General features: G+C 69.8%; 20 protein-coding genes and 1 pseudogene. 9 read left to right on the top strand and 12 right to left on the bottom strand.

Going from position 1 to position 20,708, the window contains the following annotated elements:
- Window positions 1-247 precede the first annotated feature (247 nt).
- Complete coding sequence (locus tag OG819_RS33100; protein ID WP_266638781.1) at window positions 248-2,506, top strand: PAS domain S-box protein; 2,259 nt, start codon at window positions 248-250, stop codon at window positions 2,504-2,506.
- A gap of 46 nt (window positions 2,507-2,552) precedes the next feature.
- On the opposite strand, the gene OG819_RS33095 is transcribed toward OG819_RS33100, so the two are convergent.
- From OG819_RS33095 to OG819_RS33075, 5 genes are all read right to left on the bottom strand, one after another.
- Window positions 2,553-3,008, bottom strand: coding sequence for an SHOCT domain-containing protein (locus tag OG819_RS33095; RefSeq protein ID WP_266638616.1), 456 nt, complete (start codon window positions 3,006-3,008; stop codon window positions 2,553-2,555).
- Between the two features lie 116 nt (window positions 3,009-3,124).
- On the bottom strand, window positions 3,125-3,787 hold the full coding sequence (locus OG819_RS33090) for a DUF308 domain-containing protein (RefSeq protein ID WP_266652274.1): 663 nt from the start codon (window positions 3,785-3,787) through the stop codon (window positions 3,125-3,127).
- A 151-nt stretch (window positions 3,788-3,938) separates the two neighbouring features.
- Entirely contained in the window at window positions 3,939-4,136 is a 198-nt protein-coding gene (locus OG819_RS33085; RefSeq protein WP_266418638.1) for a hypothetical protein, read from the bottom strand.
- A 22-nt stretch (window positions 4,137-4,158) separates the two neighbouring features.
- A complete protein-coding gene (locus tag OG819_RS33080; RefSeq protein ID WP_266579363.1) occupies window positions 4,159-4,677 on the bottom strand; it encodes a hypothetical protein in 519 nt (172 codons plus the stop codon).
- A 260-nt stretch (window positions 4,678-4,937) separates the two neighbouring features.
- Window positions 4,938-7,610 (bottom strand): LuxR C-terminal-related transcriptional regulator, encoded by a 2,673-nt coding sequence (locus OG819_RS33075; protein WP_266652271.1) that lies wholly within the window; start codon window positions 7,608-7,610, stop codon window positions 4,938-4,940.
- A 676-nt stretch (window positions 7,611-8,286) separates the two neighbouring features.
- On the opposite strand from OG819_RS33075, the gene OG819_RS33070 reads away from it, so the two are divergent.
- Window positions 8,287-8,634, top strand: coding sequence for a hypothetical protein (locus tag OG819_RS33070; protein ID WP_266638620.1), 348 nt, complete (start codon window positions 8,287-8,289; stop codon window positions 8,632-8,634).
- A 63-nt stretch (window positions 8,635-8,697) separates the two neighbouring features.
- Here OG819_RS33070 and OG819_RS33065 read toward each other — a convergent pair whose 3' ends face one another.
- On the bottom strand, window positions 8,698-8,835 hold the full coding sequence (locus OG819_RS33065) for a hypothetical protein (protein ID WP_266638621.1): 138 nt from the start codon (window positions 8,833-8,835) through the stop codon (window positions 8,698-8,700).
- Between the two features lie 96 nt (window positions 8,836-8,931).
- Between OG819_RS33065 and OG819_RS33060 the strand changes: the two genes are divergently transcribed.
- Window positions 8,932-9,204 (top strand): molybdopterin cofactor-binding domain-containing protein, encoded by a 273-nt coding sequence (locus OG819_RS33060; RefSeq protein WP_266638622.1) that lies wholly within the window; start codon window positions 8,932-8,934, stop codon window positions 9,202-9,204.
- Here OG819_RS33060 and OG819_RS33055 read toward each other — a convergent pair.
- Window positions 9,177-9,866, bottom strand: a complete 690-nt coding sequence (locus tag OG819_RS33055; protein WP_266652269.1) for a M24 family metallopeptidase — start codon at window positions 9,864-9,866, stop codon at window positions 9,177-9,179. The two genes, OG819_RS33060 and OG819_RS33055, sit on opposite strands and share 28 nt — an antisense overlap.
- A gap of 288 nt (window positions 9,867-10,154) precedes the next feature.
- On the opposite strand from OG819_RS33055, the gene OG819_RS33050 reads away from it, so the two are divergent.
- Together OG819_RS33050 and OG819_RS33045 are read left to right on the top strand one after the other, a co-directional pair.
- Window positions 10,155-11,132: a cytochrome c oxidase assembly protein gene (locus OG819_RS33050; protein ID WP_266652267.1), complete on the top strand. Its 978-nt coding sequence runs from the start codon at window positions 10,155-10,157 to the stop codon at window positions 11,130-11,132.
- A gap of 151 nt (window positions 11,133-11,283) precedes the next feature.
- Entirely contained in the window at window positions 11,284-11,613 is a 330-nt protein-coding gene (locus OG819_RS33045; RefSeq protein ID WP_168514843.1) for an antibiotic biosynthesis monooxygenase, read from the top strand.
- A gap of 166 nt (window positions 11,614-11,779) precedes the next feature.
- Here OG819_RS33045 and OG819_RS33040 read toward each other — a convergent pair whose 3' ends face one another.
- From OG819_RS33040 to OG819_RS33030, 3 genes and pseudogenes are all read right to left on the bottom strand, one after another.
- Window positions 11,780-12,676: an RNA polymerase sigma-70 factor gene (locus tag OG819_RS33040; RefSeq protein ID WP_266652265.1), complete on the bottom strand. Its 897-nt coding sequence runs from the start codon at window positions 12,674-12,676 to the stop codon at window positions 11,780-11,782.
- Window positions 12,677-12,869: 193 nt separating this feature from the next.
- Window positions 12,870-13,725, bottom strand: a pseudogene (locus OG819_RS33035) (FAD-dependent oxidoreductase).
- Between the two features lie 808 nt (window positions 13,726-14,533).
- On the bottom strand, window positions 14,534-15,127 hold the full coding sequence (locus OG819_RS33030) for a CGNR zinc finger domain-containing protein (protein WP_266652263.1): 594 nt from the start codon (window positions 15,125-15,127) through the stop codon (window positions 14,534-14,536).
- Between the two features lie 231 nt (window positions 15,128-15,358).
- Between OG819_RS33030 and OG819_RS33025 the strand changes: the two genes are divergently transcribed.
- Entirely contained in the window at window positions 15,359-16,219 is an 861-nt protein-coding gene (locus OG819_RS33025; protein WP_266652261.1) for a DUF427 domain-containing protein, read from the top strand.
- A gap of 113 nt (window positions 16,220-16,332) precedes the next feature.
- Here the strand turns inward: OG819_RS33025 and OG819_RS33020 are convergent, their stop codons facing one another.
- On the bottom strand, window positions 16,333-16,509 hold the full coding sequence (locus OG819_RS33020; protein ID WP_266638626.1) for a hypothetical protein: 177 nt from the start codon (window positions 16,507-16,509) through the stop codon (window positions 16,333-16,335).
- A 59-nt stretch (window positions 16,510-16,568) separates the two neighbouring features.
- Here OG819_RS33020 and OG819_RS33015 point away from each other — a divergent pair, with 59 nt between their 5' ends.
- From OG819_RS33015 to OG819_RS33005, 3 genes are all read left to right on the top strand, one after another.
- Window positions 16,569-18,299, top strand: coding sequence for an MOSC and FAD-binding oxidoreductase domain-containing protein (locus OG819_RS33015; protein WP_266652259.1), 1,731 nt, complete (start codon window positions 16,569-16,571; stop codon window positions 18,297-18,299).
- 283 nt (window positions 18,300-18,582) lie between these two features.
- Window positions 18,583-18,759, top strand: coding sequence for a hypothetical protein (locus OG819_RS58690; RefSeq protein WP_323139378.1), 177 nt, complete (start codon window positions 18,583-18,585; stop codon window positions 18,757-18,759).
- Window positions 18,760-19,013: 254 nt separating this feature from the next.
- Window positions 19,014-20,195, top strand: a complete 1,182-nt coding sequence (locus OG819_RS33005; protein ID WP_266652257.1) for an amidase domain-containing protein — start codon at window positions 19,014-19,016, stop codon at window positions 20,193-20,195.
- A gap of 161 nt (window positions 20,196-20,356) precedes the next feature.
- Here the strand turns inward: OG819_RS33005 and OG819_RS33000 are convergent, their stop codons facing one another.
- Window positions 20,357-20,590, bottom strand: coding sequence for a hypothetical protein (locus OG819_RS33000; RefSeq protein ID WP_266418610.1), 234 nt, complete (start codon window positions 20,588-20,590; stop codon window positions 20,357-20,359).
- Window positions 20,591-20,708 lie beyond the last annotated feature (118 nt).

Genomic DNA, 20,708 nt, shown 5'->3' with positions numbered 1-20,708 from the left:
GAACGCGATGCACGCCGGCGGGGCGACTCACGACCGAAGATGTCTGTAGTCGGACGTTGCCCGCGCTCACGGCAGACACGATCGACCGCAGTGCGGCCAGAATGAGACATGCCCGAGTGATCGTGGCCCAAGTGCGCTGAGATGGCCCGAGCGACCCCATGCAGCGGGTCCGTGGGGGGCGGCGAACGTGGGAGAGACGATCAGCACGGCTTCGGCCGCACCGAACTCAGTCTCGGGCTGCGCTGCGGTGGCCTGCTGTGCCGGGGAGTGCGCCACCGGTTCGGGAGGCGCCGAGGACAGATTTCGGGGGCTCCTCGAAGCGGCACCCGACGCCATGATCATCGTGGACGACACCGGGACGATCAGACTCGTCAACGCCCAGACCGAGGCGCTCTTCGGCTACGGCCGTAAGGAACTCCTCGGCCGCTCAGTGGACTTACTGGTACCCGACCGCTTCCGAGCCCACCACACCGCGCACCGCACCAGCTACGCCGACAACCGCCAGGTACGCCCCATGGGCGCCGGTCTCGAACTGCACGGCCTGCGCAAGAACGGCACCGAGTTCCCCGTCGAGATCAGCCTCAGCCCCCTGGAGACCACCGACGGCCTCCTCGTCTCCGCCGCCGTCCGCGACGTCAGCGACCGCAAGGCCGCCGAAGAACGGTTCCGGGGATTGCTGGAGGCGGCGCCGGACGCCATGGTGATCGTGGACGACACCGGGACGATCAGACTCGTCAACGCCCAGACCGAGGCGCTCTTCGGCTACGGCCGTAAGGAACTCCTCGGCCGCTCAGTGGACTTACTGGTACCCGACCGCTTCCGAGCCCACCACACCGCGCACCGCACCAGCTACGCCGACAACCGCCAGGTACGCCCCATGGGCGCCGGTCTCGAACTGCACGGCCTGCGCAAGAACGGCACCGAGTTCCCCGTCGAGATCAGCCTCAGCCCCCTGGAGACCACCGACGGCCTCCTCGTCTCCGCCGCCGTCCGCGACGTCAGCGACCGCAAGGCCGCCGAAGAACGCATCAACGAGCTGGCCGCGCTCGTGGAGTCCTCCCAGGACGCGATCCTCGCCAAGACCCTCGACGGCCACATCACCTACTGGAACGCCGCCGCCCAACGCCTCTACGGATACACGCGGACCCAGGTCATGGGCCGGCACGTGTCCCTCCTGGCCCCGCCCGACTGCAGCCACGAGATCGACGCCCTGATGAACCAGTTGCGCGACGGGGAGAAGGTCGAGCACTTCGAGACACTACGGGTCACCCGGTACGGCGACTTGCTCGACGTCGACATCACGCTGTGGCCCACCCGCGCCCCCGACGGCAAGGTCATCGGCGCGTGTGCCATCGTCCGCGACATCAGCGATCGCAAGCGGGCCGAAGCCGAGCTGACTGTCCTGTACGAACAACAACGGCACATCGCCCTGACCTTGCAGCGCAGTCTGATGGGCACTCCGCCCGCCATCCCCGGTCTCACGACCGCCAGCCGCTACCGGCCCGCCACCCAGGGCGCCGGGGTGGGCGGAGACTGGTTCGACCTGGTCCCGCTGGGTGCCGGCCGCGTCGGCGTCCTGATCGGCGACGTGATGGGACGCGGGCTGGAAGCCGCCGCCGTCATGGGCCAGTTGCGTTCCGCCGCGCACGCCCTGGCCAAGACCGGAATGCAGCCGCGCCAGCTCATGCAGGCCCTCGACGCCGCCGTCGCCGACCTCGACGTCCCGGACCAACTGGTCACCTGCTGCTACCTGGTGATCGCGGCCGACGCTGGCGAGGTGACGATCTGCTCCGCCGGACATCTGCCCACTCTGGTGGCCACTTCGGGCGAGGGCGCCCGTGCGTTGCCCGCGCCCGTCAACGCGCCCCTCGGCGTGGGCGGTGTCCTCTACCAGCAGTGCAGCGCGGTCATGCCGCCCGGCGCCACCCTCGTGCTCTACACCGACGGGCTGATCGAAACCCCCGGCAGCGACATCGAGGACCAGCTCTGCCGGCTCACCACCACACTGAGCGAGCTGTTCACCACCGCTCCCGACCTGGAAGTGGCCGCCGACCACCTCCTGACCACCTTGCTGCCGGACGCCGAAGGTCACAACGACGACGTCACCCTGCTGCTGACCCGGCTGCCCGACGCGCCTCTGGCCGCCGTCACCGTCGACCTTCCGGCGGTCCCCGACTCCGTCCCCGAGGGCCGGGCCTTCCTCAGCAAGGCCCTCACCTCCTGGGGCTGCACCACAAGAGCCGACGACGCGCGGCTGCTGCTGTCCGAAGTCCTCACCAACGCCGTCCAACACGCCCAGGGCCCCATCGGGCTGCACCTGTGCCGGACGACCACGGATCTCACCGTCGAAGTCGGCGACCACAGCCCGCAGTTGCCCCAACCCCGCTTCGCGGCCGACGACGACGAATCCGGGCGCGGGCTGATCCTCGTCCGCGCGCTCGCCGACAACTGGGGTGTACGGCCCACCGACGACGGCAAGACCACCTGGTTCACCCTCGCACTGTGAGCGAACCCGCCGTCATCGTGCTGCCCGGCGTCGTCTCGTCCGGCGCTCAGTGGCCGGAGGTGGCGGTGCCCGAGCCGCTGGACGGACCGTGACCGCTCAGGACGAGTTCCTTGGCCCTGCGGAACTCGTCGTCCGTGATGTCGCCGCGGGCCCGGATCTCGGACAGCTTGGCGAGTTCGTCGACACTGCTGATTCCGCCGCCCGCCGCCTGCCGGATGTAGGAGTCGAAGGCCTCCTGCTGCGCGCGGGCCTGGTTCACCTCTCGGCGACCCATGTTCTTGCCTCGGGCGATCACGTAGACGAGGACACCCAGGAAGGGCAGGAGGATGACGAACAGGAGCCAGCCGGCCTTGGCCCAACCGCTCAGCTCGTCGTCACGGAAGATGTCGACGATGATCCGGAAGAGCAGGATGAACCACATGATCCACAGGAAGAACCACAGCATGCTCCAGAAGACGCTCAGCAGCGGGTAGTCGTACGCCAGGTACATCTGTGTGCTCATGTCACTCCTCCATTCCGGGCGTTCGCCCGGCGGTCGTGCCTGCCGTTTCACCATGCGCACGGCAAGGGTCGTGCAGCCTCACCCGAGGCGGGTGAGGTGAGCGTTCGTGCGCGGTCTCAGCGCGGCTGGGCGGAGCCGTACGGGTCCACCGCGCGTGCGCGGCGGAGTGCGGCCCGCCAGGCGAAGGCGAGGACGAGTTCGATCAGGCCGAGCAGCACGAGCCAGAGGCCGAGCAGCCGGGTCAGGGCACGGGCGGACTCGGTCGGCAGGGCCAGCACCACGACCCCCGCGACGATGCCGAGCGCCGCTGCGCAGAAGACGACGCCACGGTGCGGGAGGTCCGTCATGGCCATGGCCGTGTAGGCGGTCAACATGCCGGACACGAGCCAGACGACGCCGACGATCAGCGAGAGCGCGGCGATGGTCTGCAGCGGGTTCCTCAGGCACAGCACCCCCGCCAGGACGAACAGCACCGAAACCAGCAGCCCGGGGAGCCGCTCGCCGTGCCCCTGCCGGCCGAAGAGCGCCACGAAGCGGAACGCCCCGGTCACGATCAGATACAGACCGATGAGTACCGCGAGAATGTGCAGGGTCTCCTCCGGCCACACCAGGACCAGGACGCCCGGCACCAGCGTCGAGATCGCCGAACCCAGGATCCAGGTCCATGAGCGGCCGAGTCCCGACAGCAGTTCCTCGGGGTCGGCGGGTGGCGCGGAGGCCGCCCCCTCGGGCCTGGGCCCCGGTTCGGTACCTGGTGCCGGACCACGCGACTGGGTCATGGCTCCTCCTCACGCGGTCGAGCGGGTCGTCGCCGGACCGCCGACGGGACGGTGTGCGGGGATGTCACCGGGTCAGCGTCCCGCACGCCGTCGGCTGCCGGGTCACCCCCGGCGGGTGATCGTCCGTATCCCGGGGACGGCGTACGTCCGGTCACTCCGGTAGTCGGCGCATCTCCACGATGTGCAGTCCCAGCGACTGGCAGCGGGCCAGCAGCCCGTACAGCTGTGCCTCGTCGACGACGGGGCCGAACAGGACGGTCTGACCGGACATCACCACGTGATCCATCTCCGGAAACGCCTTGGTCAGCGTCTCCGACATATGTCCGTCGACACGGATCTCGTAGCGCATGAGCTGCTCCCATGGGCGCGATTCAATGGGTCAGGAAGACCTTGAACGAGATGATCAGCAGGCCGAGCAGCAGATTGATCAAGGCAGTGACGGCCGTGAGGGACCAGGAGGCCCCGGCACGACGTGCCGCGGCCGCCGACCAGCCCACCTGCCCGGCCACGGCGACGGCGAGCGCCAGCCAGAAGGTGCCCTGCAGGCCGAGGCCCAGGAGTGGGCTGACGGCCACGGCCACGGTCGGCGGGACGGCGGCCTTGACGATCGGCCACTCCGCGCGGCACACCTCGATGACGGTCCGCCGGTCCAGGGACTGCCGCGCCAGACGCGCCCCGAACAGCTGCGCGTGCACATGCGCGATCCAGAACGCCACACCGGTGCCCAACAGCAGCACCGCGAGCTCCAGGTGGGGGAACGAGCCCAGCGTGCCGGTGCCGATCACCACCGATGCGGCGAGCATGGACCCGTAGACACCACCGGTGTAGTCGGCTTGTGCCCGGTGGTCGGCGTCGGCCGCCGAGGCCGCGGCAGGTTCGGTCCGGGACATCAGGGCCTTCTCTCCGATTCAGCGCACCGGGCCCAGGGCATCGGCAGCATCGCCCGATTCGGGATGCTTCGGACGACCCGCCCGTCCGGTCGGCAGGTGGCCCAGCACGGTGAAGGACGGGTTCCGGGCACCGAGTCGGCCCGGGCAGCCGTCGATCCGGCCGGGCAGCGGCCCGCATGCTCGGCCGCCACTCCTATCGCATCCGAACGGTTCGCCCCGCGCCTCACCCGTGACGGGCGAGGGTGCTCACCGGCACGGGCTCACAGCAGCCGCAGCTCGCGCGCCCGGCGCACCGCTTCGTTGCGCCGGTTCACCGCCAGTTTCCGGTAGACGCTCTTGAGGTGGGTCTTGACCGTGTTCACCGACACGCAGAGGTCGGCCGCGATCTCCTCCGTCGACATCATCTGGGCCAGTCGCTGGAGAACGTCGCGCTCGCGTCCGCTCAACTCCTGCACGACGAGCGGCGCGGGCGCCTCGGGCCGGGGCGGCTCGCCGGTCGTGAACCAGCCCGCGGCCAGTGGCCGCAGCGGCGCCGTCCCCAGGAGGCGTCGGATCCACGGTCCGGCCTCGATGAAGGGGCGCCGCAGTCGCTCACGCCGGGCCTCCAGGAGCGCCTGGCCGACAAGCTTGCCCGCGGCGGCGAAGTCCCCGGCCTCCAATACGGCCTGCGCGCGTACCAGCGTGGCCCGCACGGTCACCGCCGGACCGGCCGCGCCCTCGGTGCGCAGACGGTCGAGCAGGTCGAGCGCGGCACCGGGGCGGCCCGCCGCGAGCTGGGCCCGCGCCGCCTGCACCACACAGGCCGGCTGGCCGTCCGTCACCTGTCGCAACACCTCGGCGGCCATGTCCGGCCGGCCCTCGGCCAGGTGCGCGACGGAGGCGACCAGGGCGGCATGAGCCCGCGCCCAGGGTGACGCCACGTCCGCGACGACCGCCGGATCCACCGCTGCCAGGGCGGCTCGCGTCTTGCCTCGAGCCAGCAGCAGACGTGCCGTCACCATGGACCGGGCAGCGGCCGTCACCGGGTCCCGTACCGCAAGGCGCGAGCCGACCGCCTCGTCGAGAAGGGCCCGGGCCTGAGCGAGTTCGTCGCGGTCGACAGCCACGGCGGCCAGGACCAGCCGCCCGATGCCCGAGCCGGACGGCCCGCACAGACCGAACCGCTCGGAATCGGTCACCGCCGCCGATGCCTTGTGCTCCGCCCTGCCGAGCCAGCCGTTCAGGTAGTCGATCAGCGCCAGGAGACCCAAGGACTCCTCTCGCACAAGCGCCGTCGAGGCCCCGCCGGAACATCCCGCCGCCGCGGACAGCGCGGTGCGCGCACCCTCGAAGCGCCCGGCCCACAGACGCGTCGAGCCCAGATGGGTCAACAGAAGTGCGGTGAGTTCGGGATGCTGCTCCAAGAGGTGGGCAGGAACCACCCGTCTCAGTTCCTCGGCCGCCTCCGCGGCCGTTTCCGCCTGGTCCAGGGAGCCGGCTATACGGGCCGCCAGGGCTTCCAGCAGCGCACAGCTCAGCATTGCCGCCGCCGGGCCGGGCGCGTCGTCGGCCGGGTCGGGCACGTCCGTGGCCAGCCTCGCCTCGGCGTGGTGCAGACGGGCCAGGCCCCGGTCGAGGTCGCACCGGGACAGGTCCCCGGCCGCTCGGACGATGTCGGTCGCGGGGCTCGTGGCCTCGGGTCCCATCCGGGAGAACAGCCCGGTCAGCTCGTCGCGGCGCAGCCCGGTGAAGAGCTGCCCGATCGCCAGGTCGTCGACGAAGGCACCGGCCGTGAACTCCCAGTCGCCCGCGGCGGCGCCATGGACGATCGTCTCCGGGAGGGATCCGGAGCGCAGCAGCCACCGGGCGGCCCGCCGGTGGAGTTCGGGCTCCAGCCCAGGACAGCGCACCCGCAGATGGGCCCGGAGGATCTCCCTGAACAGGGGGTGGAGGCGGTACCACGAGTGACCGAGGTCCTCGACGAACGCGTTCTCGCGGTGCAACTGGGCCAGAACGGGCTCGGCGTCGGTACGCTCCGTCAGCGCGTCGGCCAGACCGGGGCAGAGGCGCTCCAGGACGCTGACACGCAGCAGGAGGTCCTGCGTCTCGGCCGTTCGGCTCTTGAGCACCTCGGCCAGGAGGTAGTCGGCGACCGTACTCCGCCCTGCCTCGAACTCCTTCAGATACGTCTGCGGATCCGGGCTCTCCCGTGCGGCCAGGGCGCACAGCCGCAGGCCGGCCGCCCACCCCCCGGTGCGATCCACGAGTGCCCCCACGGCGTGCGCGGGCAGGCGCAGGCCGTGCAGCTCCAGGAGTAAGGCCGCCTCCTCCGGCGTGAAAGCCAGTTCCGCGTTCCGGATCTCCGTCAGATCGCCGGCCGCCCGGTAACGGTGCACCGGCAGCAGCGGCTCGGTGCGGGTGACGAGGATGAGGCGCATCCCCGGTCCGGCATGACGCAGGACGAACTCCAGCTGCTCCGCGATCTCCGGCGCGCTCACGCGGTCGTATTCGTCGAGCACGACGAGCGCGGGCCGGTCGCGTCCGCTGAGCTCGGCGGCGAGCCGTGCCAGCAGCTTGCGGTCCACCCGGCTCGCGTCGGCGGGACAGCGGATCTCGCCGGGGACCGGCACGCCCGAGGCCCGCAGCGCCTGAAGCACGTACGCCCAGAACATTCCGGGCCGCTGATCCCCGGCGTCGGCGGTGAACCAGGCGACCGGCCGCCCCAGCCCCGTGACCCAGTCGGCGACCAGCAGGGTCTTCCCCGCCCCTGCCGCGCCGTTGACCACCGTTAACGGTGTCAGCAGAGCCTGGTCGAGGTGTCCGACCAGCCGCTCCCGCCGCAGGAACGTGGCCGGCCTCGTCGGCAGGGCGAACCGCGTGCGCAGAAACGGGTCGCCCATGGGATCGACCCATGCGACGGTCGCCCCCTGGCCGCTCTCCTCGATCCCAGCCATGACGCTCACCATTATCCGGTCGGATCACGAGCGGCGCTCTTCTCACTCCCGTCCCGCCTGGTCCGAGCCGAGCGCGGGGCAGCGAGGACGGTCGGACGACCTACCGAGGGCCCACGGTCGAGAAGGGACCCGAGCGCACAGCGCTCACGAATGAACTCACCCACCCATGACAGCCCGGGCCGCACAGGTCCACGATCCACGGCCGACAGATCATGGCTGGAGTCCCAGCAGGGCGGACCCGCCCGCGTCGGCGGAAACGACCCGGACAGCCCCATCCCCCCACGCTCGTCCACACGGGCTCGCCCATCCCCCTCGACCTGACGCTCGCTGGGTGGCGTACCCACGGGAATCGCCGTCGGCCACAACGGCCGCGTCCTCGGCCACAACGGCCTGTACGTCCTGGACGGCGCCCGGATCCCAGGCTCCACCGGCGCCTGCAACCCATCCATGTCCCTGCCCAGCCGCCCGAACTCGCGTCTGTCGACATCACGTTGACACGGCCAGTTGCCGAGCGTTGACTGACAGCACGGTGCGGAGCACGTGCCACTCCGGTGGCACACTCCACCGACCATGGCAGCCGTGATCGCCGACGGGTGAAGCACCCTTCGGACCTGCGCAAGACGCGGCCCCGCCCAGGGCGCCCCGGCCGGCACGACGTACAGGAAAGTGGCACACGATGATGTACGACCAGTCACGCGCCCAGCAGCCTCCGGACAAACAGCCCGGTTCCACCGAGCGTCGTACGCCGGGCCCGGAGCCGCTGCTCCCCTCGGACGCGCGGGCCGAGCTCGCCCAGCACCTTCAACACGCCCTCAACACCTTCGCCGACAGCCCGCTGGAGGCGTTGGAAGAGGCCGAGACCGCATTCGACGAGGTCACCGCCCAGCTGATGAGCGTCCTCGCGGAACGGCGGCGTGACCTCCACGCGGGCTGGCAGGACCAGGACCCCGAGACACACGCCGACGAACTCAGGCACGCGCTGAGGCAGTACAGGGAGATCACGCAACGGCTGCTGCGTATCTAGGCCCTGGCCCACGGCGGGGCACTCAGCGCGTGCAGCCAAGTACCGCCTGTCAAGAGTGGCCCGTCAGGCGGTCTCGCCCTCGTGGGTCCGGTCGGCGGGGGTCCTGCTGATGTCGAGCCAGGAGCGGAGCGGGCCGGCTGCGTGCGAGGCGTCGATCGTGAGATGCGGTCGCGCCCCGTCCTCGATCGGCCCCCGGGACAACTCCGCTGCTCGTCTCCGGCGAACAGGAAACGGAGGTGTCGGTGGCGCCAACCGATGCAGCGCGGGCGGGAGTACGGCCCGAAGACGGTCCGCGTCATGTCCGCGACCTTCGAATCAGCCCTGCCGCGGCGTGAACCCGTCACCGCCGACCGGGCCCGCCCCGACGTCACCGTCGAGCGCATCACCGTCCGCCAGTCCGACACCGACGTCGTCAAGCACGACACCGGCGCCTTCGCCTCCACCGGCGTGGTCGTCGCGGGCAACGCCACCCTGCGGCAGTGCCGCGGCCAGGTCGAAGGCGGAGTGGCCCAGGCCCTCGGCGCGGCAGGGGTGACGGCGGCTCAGCCGAGGTCGAGCAGCTCCTCGTAGAAGCCTCCGAACCCCCTTGCACGGTCCACGAGATGGATCTCGAGGATCCAGTGGCAGCGGCGCCCGGCCTTGTCGGTGCGCCGCAGAGGGGTGTCGTTGCCCGGCGCGATGTACGACTCCACGTCCGCGCCGTCGATGGTCTCGTGCGGGAACTCGCCGACCAGGTGCCCGGCGTGCCAGCCGCCCAGCTCCCACCCGGCGTCCGCCGCCAGCCGCTCGACCTCGGCGTACAGCTGCTTGCCGGTGATCTCCGGGTCGCTCTCGAAGAAGCGGCGCCCTGCCGCGAAGACCTCGGGCAGGTCGTCGCGCAGCCGCCGCTTGACCGGATCGTCGCCGAGCACGAACGTCCGCCCGAAGTCGGCCTCGTACTCCTCGAAGATCGGCCCGAAGTCGGCGAACACGATGTCGTCGGCGCCGATCACCCGGTCCGGCGGATTCTCCTTGTACGGCACCAGTGTGTTCGGCCCCGAGCGCACGATCCGCTTGTGCCAGTGCCGGGTCGTGCCGAACAGTTCGTTCGCCAGATCGCGGATCCGGTCGCTGACCGCCCGCTCGCCCTCCCCACGGGCGACCAGCCCGCGCGACTCGATCTCCGCGAACAGCTCGGCCGCCCTCGCCTGAGCCCCCAGCAACCGCGCCGCGCGCGTCGATTCACCGTCCATACGGCTGACCGTAGGTGCCCGGCCCACAGCCCGGCAACCGTATTCGTACGCCCCCGCCCCAGGTCAAGGCCGCAGGATTCGCGCCCTTACGTCCGCCCCGGAAACTGGTGAAGACCGGACCCGAGCGCCTGAACGTCGCGCGGATGGCCGTCGGCACGTCGTGCTCGGTGTGGGTTGGGTATGAGCTCGGTGTGACGGCGGCGAGTCCGGTGTGTGCGCGGGCCGGGGCCGGTCGTGCGCGGCATAGAGTGCCACGGCAGATCTGGCATGCCGTGGAGGTAGAACGCGATGGAGAATCCGCCACAGCCCACCGTGGGGCGGCTCTTCGCCTCATGGCAGCTGGACGTGCCCGCGCTCTTGCTGGTCGTCGCCCTGGGCGCACTGTACGGCTGGGGCGTGCTGCGGCTGAAACGCCGGGGTGAACCCTGGCCCATGGCGCACGTCGCCGCCTTCGCGCTGCTCGGCCTGGGCACCCTCGTCGTGGCCACGATGTCCGCGCTGGCCGTGTACGACCACGCGCTGTTCTGGCCGGCCGCCGTCCAGAACGTCCTCCTCGACCTGGTCGCACCGCTCGGGCTGGCCCTGGGCGATCCACTGCGGCTGGCACTGCGTTCCCTGCCCGAGCACGCCGCCGAACGTGTGCAGCGGGCGCTGACCGGACGGCTGCTACGCCTGCTCACTTTCCCGCTGGTGAGCACGGCTCTGGTCCTCACGACGGAGCTGACGGTGTACTTCACGCCGTACTTCGAGACCGCCCTGGGCCACGACTGGCTGCATGAGGTGATGTATCTGCACCTGCTGCTCGCCGGAAGCCTGTTCGTCCTGCCGATGCTCACCCGCGAAGAGGCGCTGCCGGGGTGGTGTTCACATCCGGTCCGGGCGGCGCTGGTGTTCCTCGACGGGATCATCGACGCCGTACCGGGCATCGTGGTGATGACACACGGCACGCTCATCGCCGGGGCCTGGTACCTCCGTCACGCACCGTCCTGGGCACCGGACGTGCTCCATGACCAGCAGCTCGGCGGTGGCGCGATGATCGGCATCGCCGAGTTGGTGGCGCTGCCCTTCCTCCTCGCGATCCTGGCGCAGTGGGCCCGTACCGAACGCGCCGAGACCGTCGCACTGGACCGCCGTCTGGAGGCGGAGCTGGTCCCGGCGGCGCGCACACCCGGAGCGGCACAGGCGTCGGAACTCGTACGTCCGTGGTGGGAGACCGAGAACAGCGAAGTCGCCCAGCGCATCCGGCACCAGCGGCCGGGTCGTTGACACACAGCGATGGGGTGGTCCTCACTCGACGCACCGCCGAGTGGCCGCGTCCCGGCGGGCGCACGACGGCGCCCGACGGAATCGCGTCATGCACGAGCGTCATGCACGAGCCGCTCCTCGTCCGCGGAGCGCCGTGCGGCAGGATGGGGCCATGAGCGTAGTCAAGATCAACGTACTGACCGTCCCGGCCGAGCAGCGGGAGACACTGGAGAAGCGCTTCGCTTCCCGTGCCCATGCCGTGGAGAACTCCGACGGGTTCGAATGGTTCGAACTCCTCCGCCCCGTCGAAGGCACCGACAGCTACCTCGTCTACACGCGGTGGCGTGACGAGGAGTCCTTCCAGGCCTGGATGGAGGGCCCCATGAAGGCGGCCCATCAGGGCGGTGACGCGGGGAGTGGTGAGCGCCCCAAGCCGGCGGCGAGCGGGTCCACGCTGTGGTCGTTCGAGGTCGTGCAGCAGGCGGCGCCGACCGGCGCGTGACTGGACGCCGGGCAGCCGTCCGCGGGCGGCTGCCCGGCTACGGCCGTAAGGTCCCCACCGGTCCCGGCTGACCAGCCGGTTCGCCTGCTTCTCGGCGGCAGTCAGCGGCTTGTTCCGCGACGCCTGCGCTACCGCGCACCTCGATCGGCCGTGTCGCGGGAGACGGTCAGCGGGAGGTGAGGGGTGTTTCGGACTCAACGCGGGTGAGTTTTTCGGGGTTGCGGACGTAGTAGAGGCCGGTGGCGCGGGCGTTCTCCACGCTGAAGGCCAGCACGCCGTCGATCACGCCGTCCAGACGCAGGATGAGTCCGGGGTTGCCGTTGACCGTCGTGGGCTCACTGGTGAGGGTGCCGCCGGCCTTGTCGACACTGCCGGCCATGTAACGGATCACCTTGTCGGCGCCGACGACCGGCCGCAGGGCCGCCAGCCTGAGGCCGCCGCCGTCGCTGACAAAAACAACGTCCGGGGCGAGTACGTCGAGCAACCCCTGCAAGTCCCCCGTAACGAGCGCGCGCTGGAACGAATTCAACGCTTCCCGGGCTTCTTCCGGGGAAGCCGGTGTGCGCGGCCGGCGGGCGTCGACGTGTTGGCGGGCGCGGTAGGCGATCTGGCGTGCGGCGGAGGGACTCTTGTCGATGGCGGCCGCGATGTCGTCGTAGCCGATGTCGAAGACCTCGTGCAGCACGAAGACGGCGCGTTCGGTCGGTGAGAGGGTTTCGAGGATGAACATGAGTGCCAGCGACAGGTTCTCGGACAGTTCGACGTCCTCGGCCACGTCCGGCGCGGTGAGCAGGGGCTCGGGCAGCCAGGGGCCGACGTAGGCCTCCTTGCGCCGTTTGAGGGTGCGCAGCCGGTTGAGTGCTTGCCGGGTCGTGATCCGTACCAGGTAGGCGCGCTGGTCCCGCACCTGTGCCAGGTCGACCTTGACCCACCGCAGCCAGGCCTCCTGGAGGACGTCCTCGGCGTCCGCCGCCGATCCGAGCATCTCGTAGGCGACGGTGAACAGCAGGTCGCGGTGGGCGACGAAGGCCTCCGTCGCGGGGTCGGTGACGTGGTCGTTCATGTCGTGCGCTTCGCTCTCTCATGGTCGGCCCCGTGGGCCGGAAGCAGGCCGTGGAACATGTACCCGGTCTGATGACGGGGTCGTCGGCAGCAGCCTCCCCACTGATCAGGCCACGCGGGGTGGGCGGGCTGGTGGGAATGGCGCCCCGGCGCCCGGCCACGGCCTACGAGGCCGCGGCGTGTGCTTTGCGGCGTCAGGTGTTGGACGGCGTCGTGCGGTGTTGCGGCTGAGGCGATTCCAGGTGGTCGGTGCTGTCGCCGTGGGACGCGCGGGAACTGGCCTTGCGTGCCCCGGACACCAACTTGTTGAGGGTGAACCGGCAGGCGATCTCCTTGACGCCGGCACCGGGGCGCCCGCTGATGCGTAGCGCGTTCACCCTGTCGTTCGGGTAGGAGAACTGGGTGACGCCCTCGTTCCGACCGAGGCTGAGGCACTGCCCGGCGAAGAACATCCGGACGGGAGCGGGTGTTTTCCCCGCGATCCGGCGCAGGATCGTGGCGGCGGACTCGGGCATGCAGGGAGGGGCCGAGCACATTGCCGCAGACCAGGGTGACCTTGCGGCCCGCCTCCGCCAGCTCGGCGGCGGTCTCCAGGCCGGTCGGGCCGGCCCCGACCACGGTCACCGGAGCCGAGGCGGGCGTCGCATCCAGCGCCGACCGCAGTCGTTCCGCCCCCTCGAGGTCCGACACCCAATGAGCGAACTCCGCCGCTCCGGGCACGTCGGGGTCGGAGGCGCCGCTGCCCACCGCGTAGACGAGGTAGTCGTAGGAGACCGTGCCACCGCCCGCCAGCGACACCCGGCGCTCGGCAGCGTCGATCCGGGTCGCGGTGTCGACCACCAGCCGGACGTTCCCGCCCAGAACCTCACCGAAGCCCACGACCGCGTCATCGGAGCCGGTCACGAGCTGATGCAGGCGGATCCGCTCGACGAAATCGGGACGCGGATTGACCACGGTCACCGACACGCCATCGCGCCGAGCCAGGCTGTTGGCCGCCGTCACACCACCGTAGCCGCCGCCGACGACGACCACCTCGACGATCCCGTTCATCATGTCTCCCTCGCGTTGTGGACTCGGCATGGAGACACCAGCCGCGCACCCCGGATAACAGCCCACGGATGAGACGTAGCGCACATCGGACGCGGCGGAAACGCCACCCCTTCCGCCGCGAGTGGCGTAACGCGGCCCTGACGAGGTCGGGCAGGAGCCGGGCAGTCTCGCGGTAGCGGGCAAGTGGGGCCCAGCCCGCCGTATTCGGCCTGACACGGCTCGGTGGCGGCCGCGCCGGCCGTTCAGACCGGCGACGCAGGTGGGCGCAGGCTCGGTCGGCCCACTGCTTGCCGGCGACCTTGGCCGAAGCCGGCCGGGAAGTGACCGTGCTGAAACGTCGGTCGGACACGGAAGCGAAGACCAGCCGGGCGTTGATGGTGCGCGCCCGGACACTGGAACAACTGGACATTCGCCGGGTGGCAGAGCATCTCCGGACGACGGGTGGACGGCTGACGAGCATGGAGCTGATTCCTCTTGAAGTTGCTGGTCATGGGGCTGGTATGGGTTGGGTATGGGCTGCTGGTGCTGGTCTCCCGGGAGGGGAGCGGCAGTTCCCGTACACCTGGTCGGCGTCGATCCGCGGTGTGTGGCGCCCGTCGGCGGTGAGGGTTCCGCTGACGCGGACCCCGCGCCGGACGGCGAAGTCGATGGCGAGCAGGCCGACTTCCGGTCCGACAGGCATGCCCTGGACCGGATCGTCTTGCTGCGGGGCAGCGCGGGCGGCGAGGGTGGTGCCGCCGTCCAGCCGGGGAGGCAGGAGCACTCCTACGGGCCGGGGTACCCGCTCGGCGTGTCAGACACCGCCGTCTCAATCGGTGTGGGTTCGCTCGTAGTGGCGGGCGACCCGTGCGCGGTTGCCGCAGATGTTGCTGGTGCACCACTTGCGCCGCTTGTTCTCGGCGAGGAAGAGCATCGAACAGGCCGGGTTGGCACAGCGGCGCAGGAGCTGGAGCCGTTCACTGTCGGCGAGGAGCCCGACGGCCTCCGCGGCGATGGCGGCCAACGCGGCATTCCCGCCGTGTTCGGTGTGCCAGCGCCTCTCGCCTCGGGGGCCGTCGGCCGTCACGACCAGACGAGGACTCACGGGAGCCGCCGCGGCGGCGGCGTTGATGTCGTCCACCGAAGTGGGCCGCGCGGCGCGACCCTCGAGATGACTGTCCAGGACGTCGCGGATCGCCGCACGCAGCCGACGTACGGCCGCGGCGTCGGGTACGGGCCCTGGCGGCAGGCTTCCGGACTGCAGAGACCACCAGGTCGCGGAGGCCTCCCGGCTGCCGATGAGGTCTGTAGCCGGTTCGGTCACCGTCATCAGCGTGTCGGCCAGGTCCAGCGCGACGAGCGGCTCACCACCCATGGGGAACCCGGCCGACTGCAGCTCATCGATACCGACTCGAATGCTCACGACATCAGAGTACCCATTAGTCAGATGAATGGGTACCGGGAGTCGATCGGGCGAAGTGTCGATCGAGAAGTAAGGGGTTGACATGACACCGCATGCCCTTGTGAGAGTCTTCTAATGCTTCTACGCTCAATCTATCCATTAGCCGCAGGGGGGCATCGCGAGGAAGTCGAGATCACACCGCATCCACCAGGCACCCACAGAGGCGCCCGCGTTCAAAGAGGGGAACCGGCCATGGGACTGTCATGGCAGCAAGGACCGCTCTCCTCCACAGCACTCGGAAGGTTCCTCACCCCTGAGCCACCGCTGGAGCGACTGCTCTTCGCGGAGCGGCTCCGACGCCGGATGAGGGTGAGGTTCGGCGGGGAATGGATCGCGGACAGCGAGGACGTCGTCCTGCTGCACGAACCGGGGCGCTACCCCGTCGCCTACTTCCCGCTCTCGGCATTGCGTTCCGACGTTCTCGATGCGAGCCGGCGCACCACCCAGCACCGCGAGCTCGGCGAGACGTCTTGGTTCGCGGTGGACGTCAGGGGCCGTCGCACCGAACGTGCGGCGTGGCAGTTCACGGGGCTGCCCCCGTACGCCGGCGAGCTGGAGGGGCGTGTCGCCTTCGCCTGGAGGGCCATGGACGCCTTCTACGAGGAGGACGAACGGATCCTCGGGCACGCGGCGGACGCCTATCACCGCATCGACATCCGCGACACGTCCCGCACCCTGGAGGTGCGCTCGGGGGACAGGGTGATCGCGCGGACCATCCGGCCGCTGGTGCTCTACGAGTCCGGGTTCGCGCCGCGGTGGTACGTGCCGCGCGAGGACATCCAGGAGAAGGAACTGACGCCGGTGGAGGGTCAGACGTTCTGCCCCTACAAGGGGCTGGCCAGCTACTACGACATCGGCGAGGCCAAGAAGGCGGCATGGTCGTACCGCGAGGCCTACACCGAGGTCGGGCGCGTCGACGACATGGTCTGCTTCGAGCCCGACAAGGTCGAGGTCTACCTCGACGGTGAGCGGCTGCACCTCGAACCGGGACAGCAGGTGGTGCCTCACGGCGTCGACCGCGGCCTCGGAACCGACGAGGTCCTCTCCCGCTGAAGCGGCTTTGCGCGGTGAGACCGTGCCCTTGACCGGCATCAGCCTGGCGACGAGCCTCGCGGCGAGGGTCGCCCCTCACCGTGAGGCGTGATGTATCGACGGGGCGGACAGGCTCATTCCTCGCGTTCGTACTCCGCCCGGGCACGTTCGGCATCGAGATCTTCCTGTGCGGCGCGGTAGATGTCACCGGCCAGCTTCCGGGCCGCCTGAGGATCGGAAGTCGAGGAGACCGTCCGGATCCGGTCAGCCCATTTCTCCATGTTCTGCGGGATTTCGGGATTCTTACTCACACTACTTTTGTACCTTTTTATAGGCTTCTTCGCCTCCCGCACCGCACCAGGAGGATGAGATGGCGACCCTGCGCTCACTCAACGTGGGACGACCGAAGGACGTGCCCTGGCGCGGCAGGACGGTACACACGGGAGCGTGGAAACATCCCGTCGACGGCCCCCTGATGGTGCGCCGTCTCAACGTCGACGGAGACGGCCAGGGCGACCTTCAGGGGCACGGCGGGGAGCAGCGGGCAGTCCTCGTCTATCAGACGCAGTCCTACGCGTACTGGCGCAAGGTTCTCGAGCGCGACGATCTGGAGTTCGGCCCGTTCGGGGAGAACTTCACCCTCGACGGACTGGCGGACGACGAGGTGTGCATCGGCGACCGCTACCGCATCGGCGAAGCCGAGTTCGAGGTCACCCAGCCGCGCGTGACCTGTTACCGCGTCGGCATGCGGCTGAACGAACCGCGCATGGCTTCCCTGCTGGTCGCCCATCGCCGCCCCGGCTTCTACCTCCGCGTCATCACCGAGGGCCGGGTCCGGGCGGGAGACCGGATCACACGGACCCGCACCGGCAGAGGGTCGCTGACCGTCGCCGACACCGATGCCCTGCTCTACCTTCCGGACCCCGATCCGGCCAGACTGCGTGCCGCCCTGGCGATCGAGGCGCTCAGCCCCGGATGGCAGCAGTCCTTCCAGGAGATGAGCGGGCGGCTCGACCAGCCGCCCGGCCCCGCTCCCGCCGCGCCGGGCTGGACGGGCTCCAGACAGCTGCGCGTGACCCATGTCGTGCCCGAGACCCCCACGGTGCCCTCGTTCCACCTGCGGGCCGCGGACTCACAGGAGCTGCCCCTGGCCGCGCCCGGCCAGTACCTGACCGTACGGATCCCCGGAGACGGCCGACCCGGACTGGTGCGTTCCTATTCGCTGTCCTCCGCGCCCGATACCGCCGAGTACCGGATCAGCGTCAAACGCGAAGACCACGGCACGGCCAGCACCTGGCTCCATACGCATCTGCACCGAGGCGACGTCATCGAAGCAGCCGCCCCTCGCGGGACGTTCGTACTCGCCGATGAACACACACCCGTGGCGCTGTTCTCGGCCGGCATCGGCGTCACTCCCGTCCTGGCGATGCTGTACCGACTGGCCCTCGACCACAGCTCCCGCGCCGTGTGGTGGGTGCACACCGCACGGGACCCCGGCCAACAGCCCTTCGCGGAAGAGGCCCGGCAACTCCTCGCCCGCCTGCCCCAAGCCCGCGCCCTCATCTACTACACCGCCCCGGACCTCGAGATCGCCGAGGGGCCGGGCATCACACACGGACGCATGACCAGCGAAGGCATCCGAGAGCTGGGCATTCCCGCCGATGCGCACGCCTATCTATGTGGCCCCGAGGGCTTCATGTCGGCGGTGACGTCCGGGCTCCAGCTAACAGGGCTGAACGGTTCGAACATCCACACTGAAGTCTTCGGAGCGCTGGCAGCCATCAACCCCGGCATCACCCACACAGGTTCCGGACATCCTCACCAGCCGCCCGGCCCACGGGGCACCGGGCCCTCGGTCACCTTCACCCGCAGCGGCCTGTCAACCGGCTGGTCCGACCGGTACGCGACCCTTCTGGAGCTGGCGGAGGCATGCGATGTCCCCACGCGCTGGTCCTGCCGTACGGGGGTGTGCCACACCTGCGCCACTCCCCTGCTCACCGGTCAGGTCGAGTACACGACGCAGCCCCTGGAGGATCCCGCCCCGGGTGAAGCGCTGCCGTGCTGCAGCATCCCCACCACCGATGTCCTTCTGGATCTGTGAGGCACCCTCCTGAAGGTTCACCCAGCATCCGTGGACCCAACCCGACGCCCGAGAACGAAGCCCCCTCCGCGGGGCCCTGACCCTCGAACTCACCCGCTGGCAGTACCTCAACGGGGTCGCGGACGCGAGCCTCGTCAGCCCCGACACCTGGACCATCGACCAGGCGCTGCTCGACCGCCCCGGCAACGACGCCATCCAGCTCACGCTGTTCCGGAACTATCCGGCCAACGTCGCCCTCTACCCCCAACTGCAGCAGTAGTTCCGCGACAGCCAGGTACCGCTGTTGGCCGTGTGGGGCGCCAACGACGAGATCTTCGGCCCCGCCGGAGCCCGCGCGTTCCAGCGCGATCTGCCCGACGCCGAGATCCACCTCATCGAGTCCGGACGCTTCGCCCTGGAGAGCCACCTGGAGGAGATCGCCGGGTACATCCGCGACTTCCTCGCCCGCGTCACCGCCTGACACACGGCCTGCGTGTCGCCGACGCCGGTAAGAGCCCCTTCGTACCGAATACGGATCGATCGCCGAGGCGACCGCCGTGGGCCAAGTCGCCGCGCTTGAGCAGGCGTCGAGGTGACAGCCCCTCGCGAGGGTGGAGCCGAGACCCCTCGCAGGTTGCGGTTGTGCCACTTCGGCAACCCCCTTCACAGCAGCCGCACATGCCGTGCGAGGATGCGGCTCCCGGTATTCGAGTACCGGCGTAGAGGGGAACATCATTGAGATCAAGGAAACTGAGCCGTAAGCGGCGACGGGCGAGCATAGTCACGGCGGCCGCCGCCTCGGTCGTCGCCGGCGCGGCGCTGCTGCCCAACTGGACCGCGGGCGCGTCGAGTGTCGCCGATCCCGCCGTGGACGCGTCGACCAAAGCCACCTTCCAACGGCTGGCGGACGCGGTCTTCACCGACCGTACGGACGCCCTGGTCGACAGTGGCAAGGCCAAGCGGAACACCACTCTGTCGTCGCGGTTCTCCGGCGACGTGCGGGTGTCCTCCACGCTGTCGCGCGAAGAGAACTCCGCGCTGTCACAGCTGCGGGGCCGCAAGTCCCGCCTGGAGTCGCTCGGCGAGAGGTACAGCTCGGCCAACACGAGCGTCTCGCTGGACCGTACGCGGCTGAAAGGTCGTCACGCCACGGTCGACGTCACCGAGACCACGACGTTGACGTACGAGAAGGTCAAGGGCAACGAGCCGAAGACCACGGGCTTCCAGGCGCACCACGAGCTGACGTTCAAGGCCGACCGCACGGGCGACTGGCAACTGACCGGCGTCCGCGACACCGACGACGGCGTGGCGGTCAACCAGGTCGCCGCGACGACGTTCGCCGCGGCACCGAAAACCGCCGCCGACGACGCCCCGCCCACGGCGACCCGCTCCGTCACCACATTGCCGGCGCCGGCCAAGCCGAAGAACTTCTCGGCCTCCGGCTACGACTACAAGGCCATGGCGGCGTACGCGGCCAAGTACTGGAACAACTACAACCCGGCTTACCCGGACTTCAACGGGCATGGTGCCGGGGGCGACTGCACCAACTTCGTCAGCCAGTCCCTGAAAGCAGGCGGCTGGAAGCACGTCCCCGGCTACACGAACGACTTCCACAAGTGGTTCGGCACCTCCGACATCCAGTCGGACTCGTTCGTCGGCGTCAACGAGTTCTCGTGGTTCGCCCTGTCCTCCAAGCGGGTCACCAGCCTCGCCAACGTCTACCAGTTGGACGTGGGCGACGTGCTGCAAATGGACTTCAACAAGGACGGGTCCAAGGACCACAGCATGATCGTCACCTACCGCAGCCCGCAGGGCGTGCCGTACGTGACGTACCACTCCACCAACACCTACAACAGGTCGGTGGCGAGCATCATCGCGTCGTACCCGAACGCGGCGTACTACGCCTACCGCACCTGAGCGGTCCCCTCAGGGGGCGGGAGCCGGTCCCAGTGTCCGGCTCCCGTTCCTTTCGGGGCCCCCGTGACCCCGTAGGACACGATCCAGGACCGTGTCCTACGGGGTCAGAGACGCACCACCTCACTCATTCGGGACGGTGGCTTTCGGCTACGCTCGATCGCTCACGGGAACAATGCGATCCCGACGAGGATCAGCAGGATGATGCCGGCGACGAGCGCGACAGTCGCCCACGTCCCCCGACGCTTCAGCGGCGTCGCGGGCCCTCCTCCACGGGGCCGGTCCTCCGGCAGTGCAGCACCGGCCGGGCGCCCGCTCGCGTAGAACTCTTCGTCGGTCGGATAGACGTTGCGCGGATCATTGAGAGCGCGCGGATCGATCTCGTGTGGACTGGTCATGAGCACTCCTTACGCGGCGCTCATCAGGACCGGAGTTCCCGGCGGACGCCGGGCCTGCGCCAGGAGGCGGTGACTCGCCACCTACCCGACGCGCAGCCCTTCAGGAAGACGCCGTACA

The organism is Streptomyces sp. NBC_01549 (assembly GCF_026339955.1).
Lineage (GTDB): Bacteria > Actinomycetota > Actinomycetes > Streptomycetales > Streptomycetaceae > Streptomyces.
Note: the sequence above shows the minus strand (reverse complement) of the source record. Positions and strands in the feature narration are given on the sequence as shown.

What these genes read in the sequence shown, in the direction of transcription:
- OG819_RS33095 (WP_266638616.1), bottom strand. Translation starts at nt 3,008, where the DNA reads ATGAGCACACAGATGTACCTGGCGTACGACTACCCGCTGCTGAGCGTC.
- OG819_RS33090 (WP_266652274.1), bottom strand. Translation starts at nt 3,787, where the DNA reads ATGACCCAGTCGCGTGGTCCGGCACCAGGTACCGAACCGGGGCCCAGG.
- OG819_RS33085 (WP_266418638.1), bottom strand. Translation starts at nt 4,136, where the DNA reads ATGCGCTACGAGATCCGTGTCGACGGACATATGTCGGAGACGCTGACC.
- OG819_RS33080 (WP_266579363.1), bottom strand. Translation starts at nt 4,677, where the DNA reads ATGTCCCGGACCGAACCTGCCGCGGCCTCGGCGGCCGACGCCGACCAC.
- OG819_RS33075 (WP_266652271.1), bottom strand. Translation starts at nt 7,610, where the DNA reads ATGGCTGGGATCGAGGAGAGCGGCCAGGGGGCGACCGTCGCATGGGTC.
- OG819_RS33070 (WP_266638620.1), top strand. Translation starts at nt 8,287, where the DNA reads ATGATGTACGACCAGTCACGCGCCCAGCAGCCTCCGGACAAACAGCCC.
- OG819_RS33060 (WP_266638622.1), top strand. Translation starts at nt 8,932, where the DNA reads ATGTCCGCGACCTTCGAATCAGCCCTGCCGCGGCGTGAACCCGTCACC.
- OG819_RS33055 (WP_266652269.1), bottom strand. Translation starts at nt 9,866, where the DNA reads ATGGACGGTGAATCGACGCGCGCGGCGCGGTTGCTGGGGGCTCAGGCG.
- OG819_RS33050 (WP_266652267.1), top strand. Translation starts at nt 10,155, where the DNA reads ATGGAGAATCCGCCACAGCCCACCGTGGGGCGGCTCTTCGCCTCATGG.
- OG819_RS33045 (WP_168514843.1), top strand. Translation starts at nt 11,284, where the DNA reads ATGAGCGTAGTCAAGATCAACGTACTGACCGTCCCGGCCGAGCAGCGG.
- OG819_RS33040 (WP_266652265.1), bottom strand. Translation starts at nt 12,676, where the DNA reads ATGAACGACCACGTCACCGACCCCGCGACGGAGGCCTTCGTCGCCCAC.
- OG819_RS33025 (WP_266652261.1), top strand. Translation starts at nt 15,359, where the DNA reads ATGGGACTGTCATGGCAGCAAGGACCGCTCTCCTCCACAGCACTCGGA.
- OG819_RS33015 (WP_266652259.1), top strand. Translation starts at nt 16,569, where the DNA reads ATGGCGACCCTGCGCTCACTCAACGTGGGACGACCGAAGGACGTGCCC.
- OG819_RS33000 (WP_266418610.1), bottom strand. Translation starts at nt 20,590, where the DNA reads ATGACCAGTCCACACGAGATCGATCCGCGCGCTCTCAATGATCCGCGC.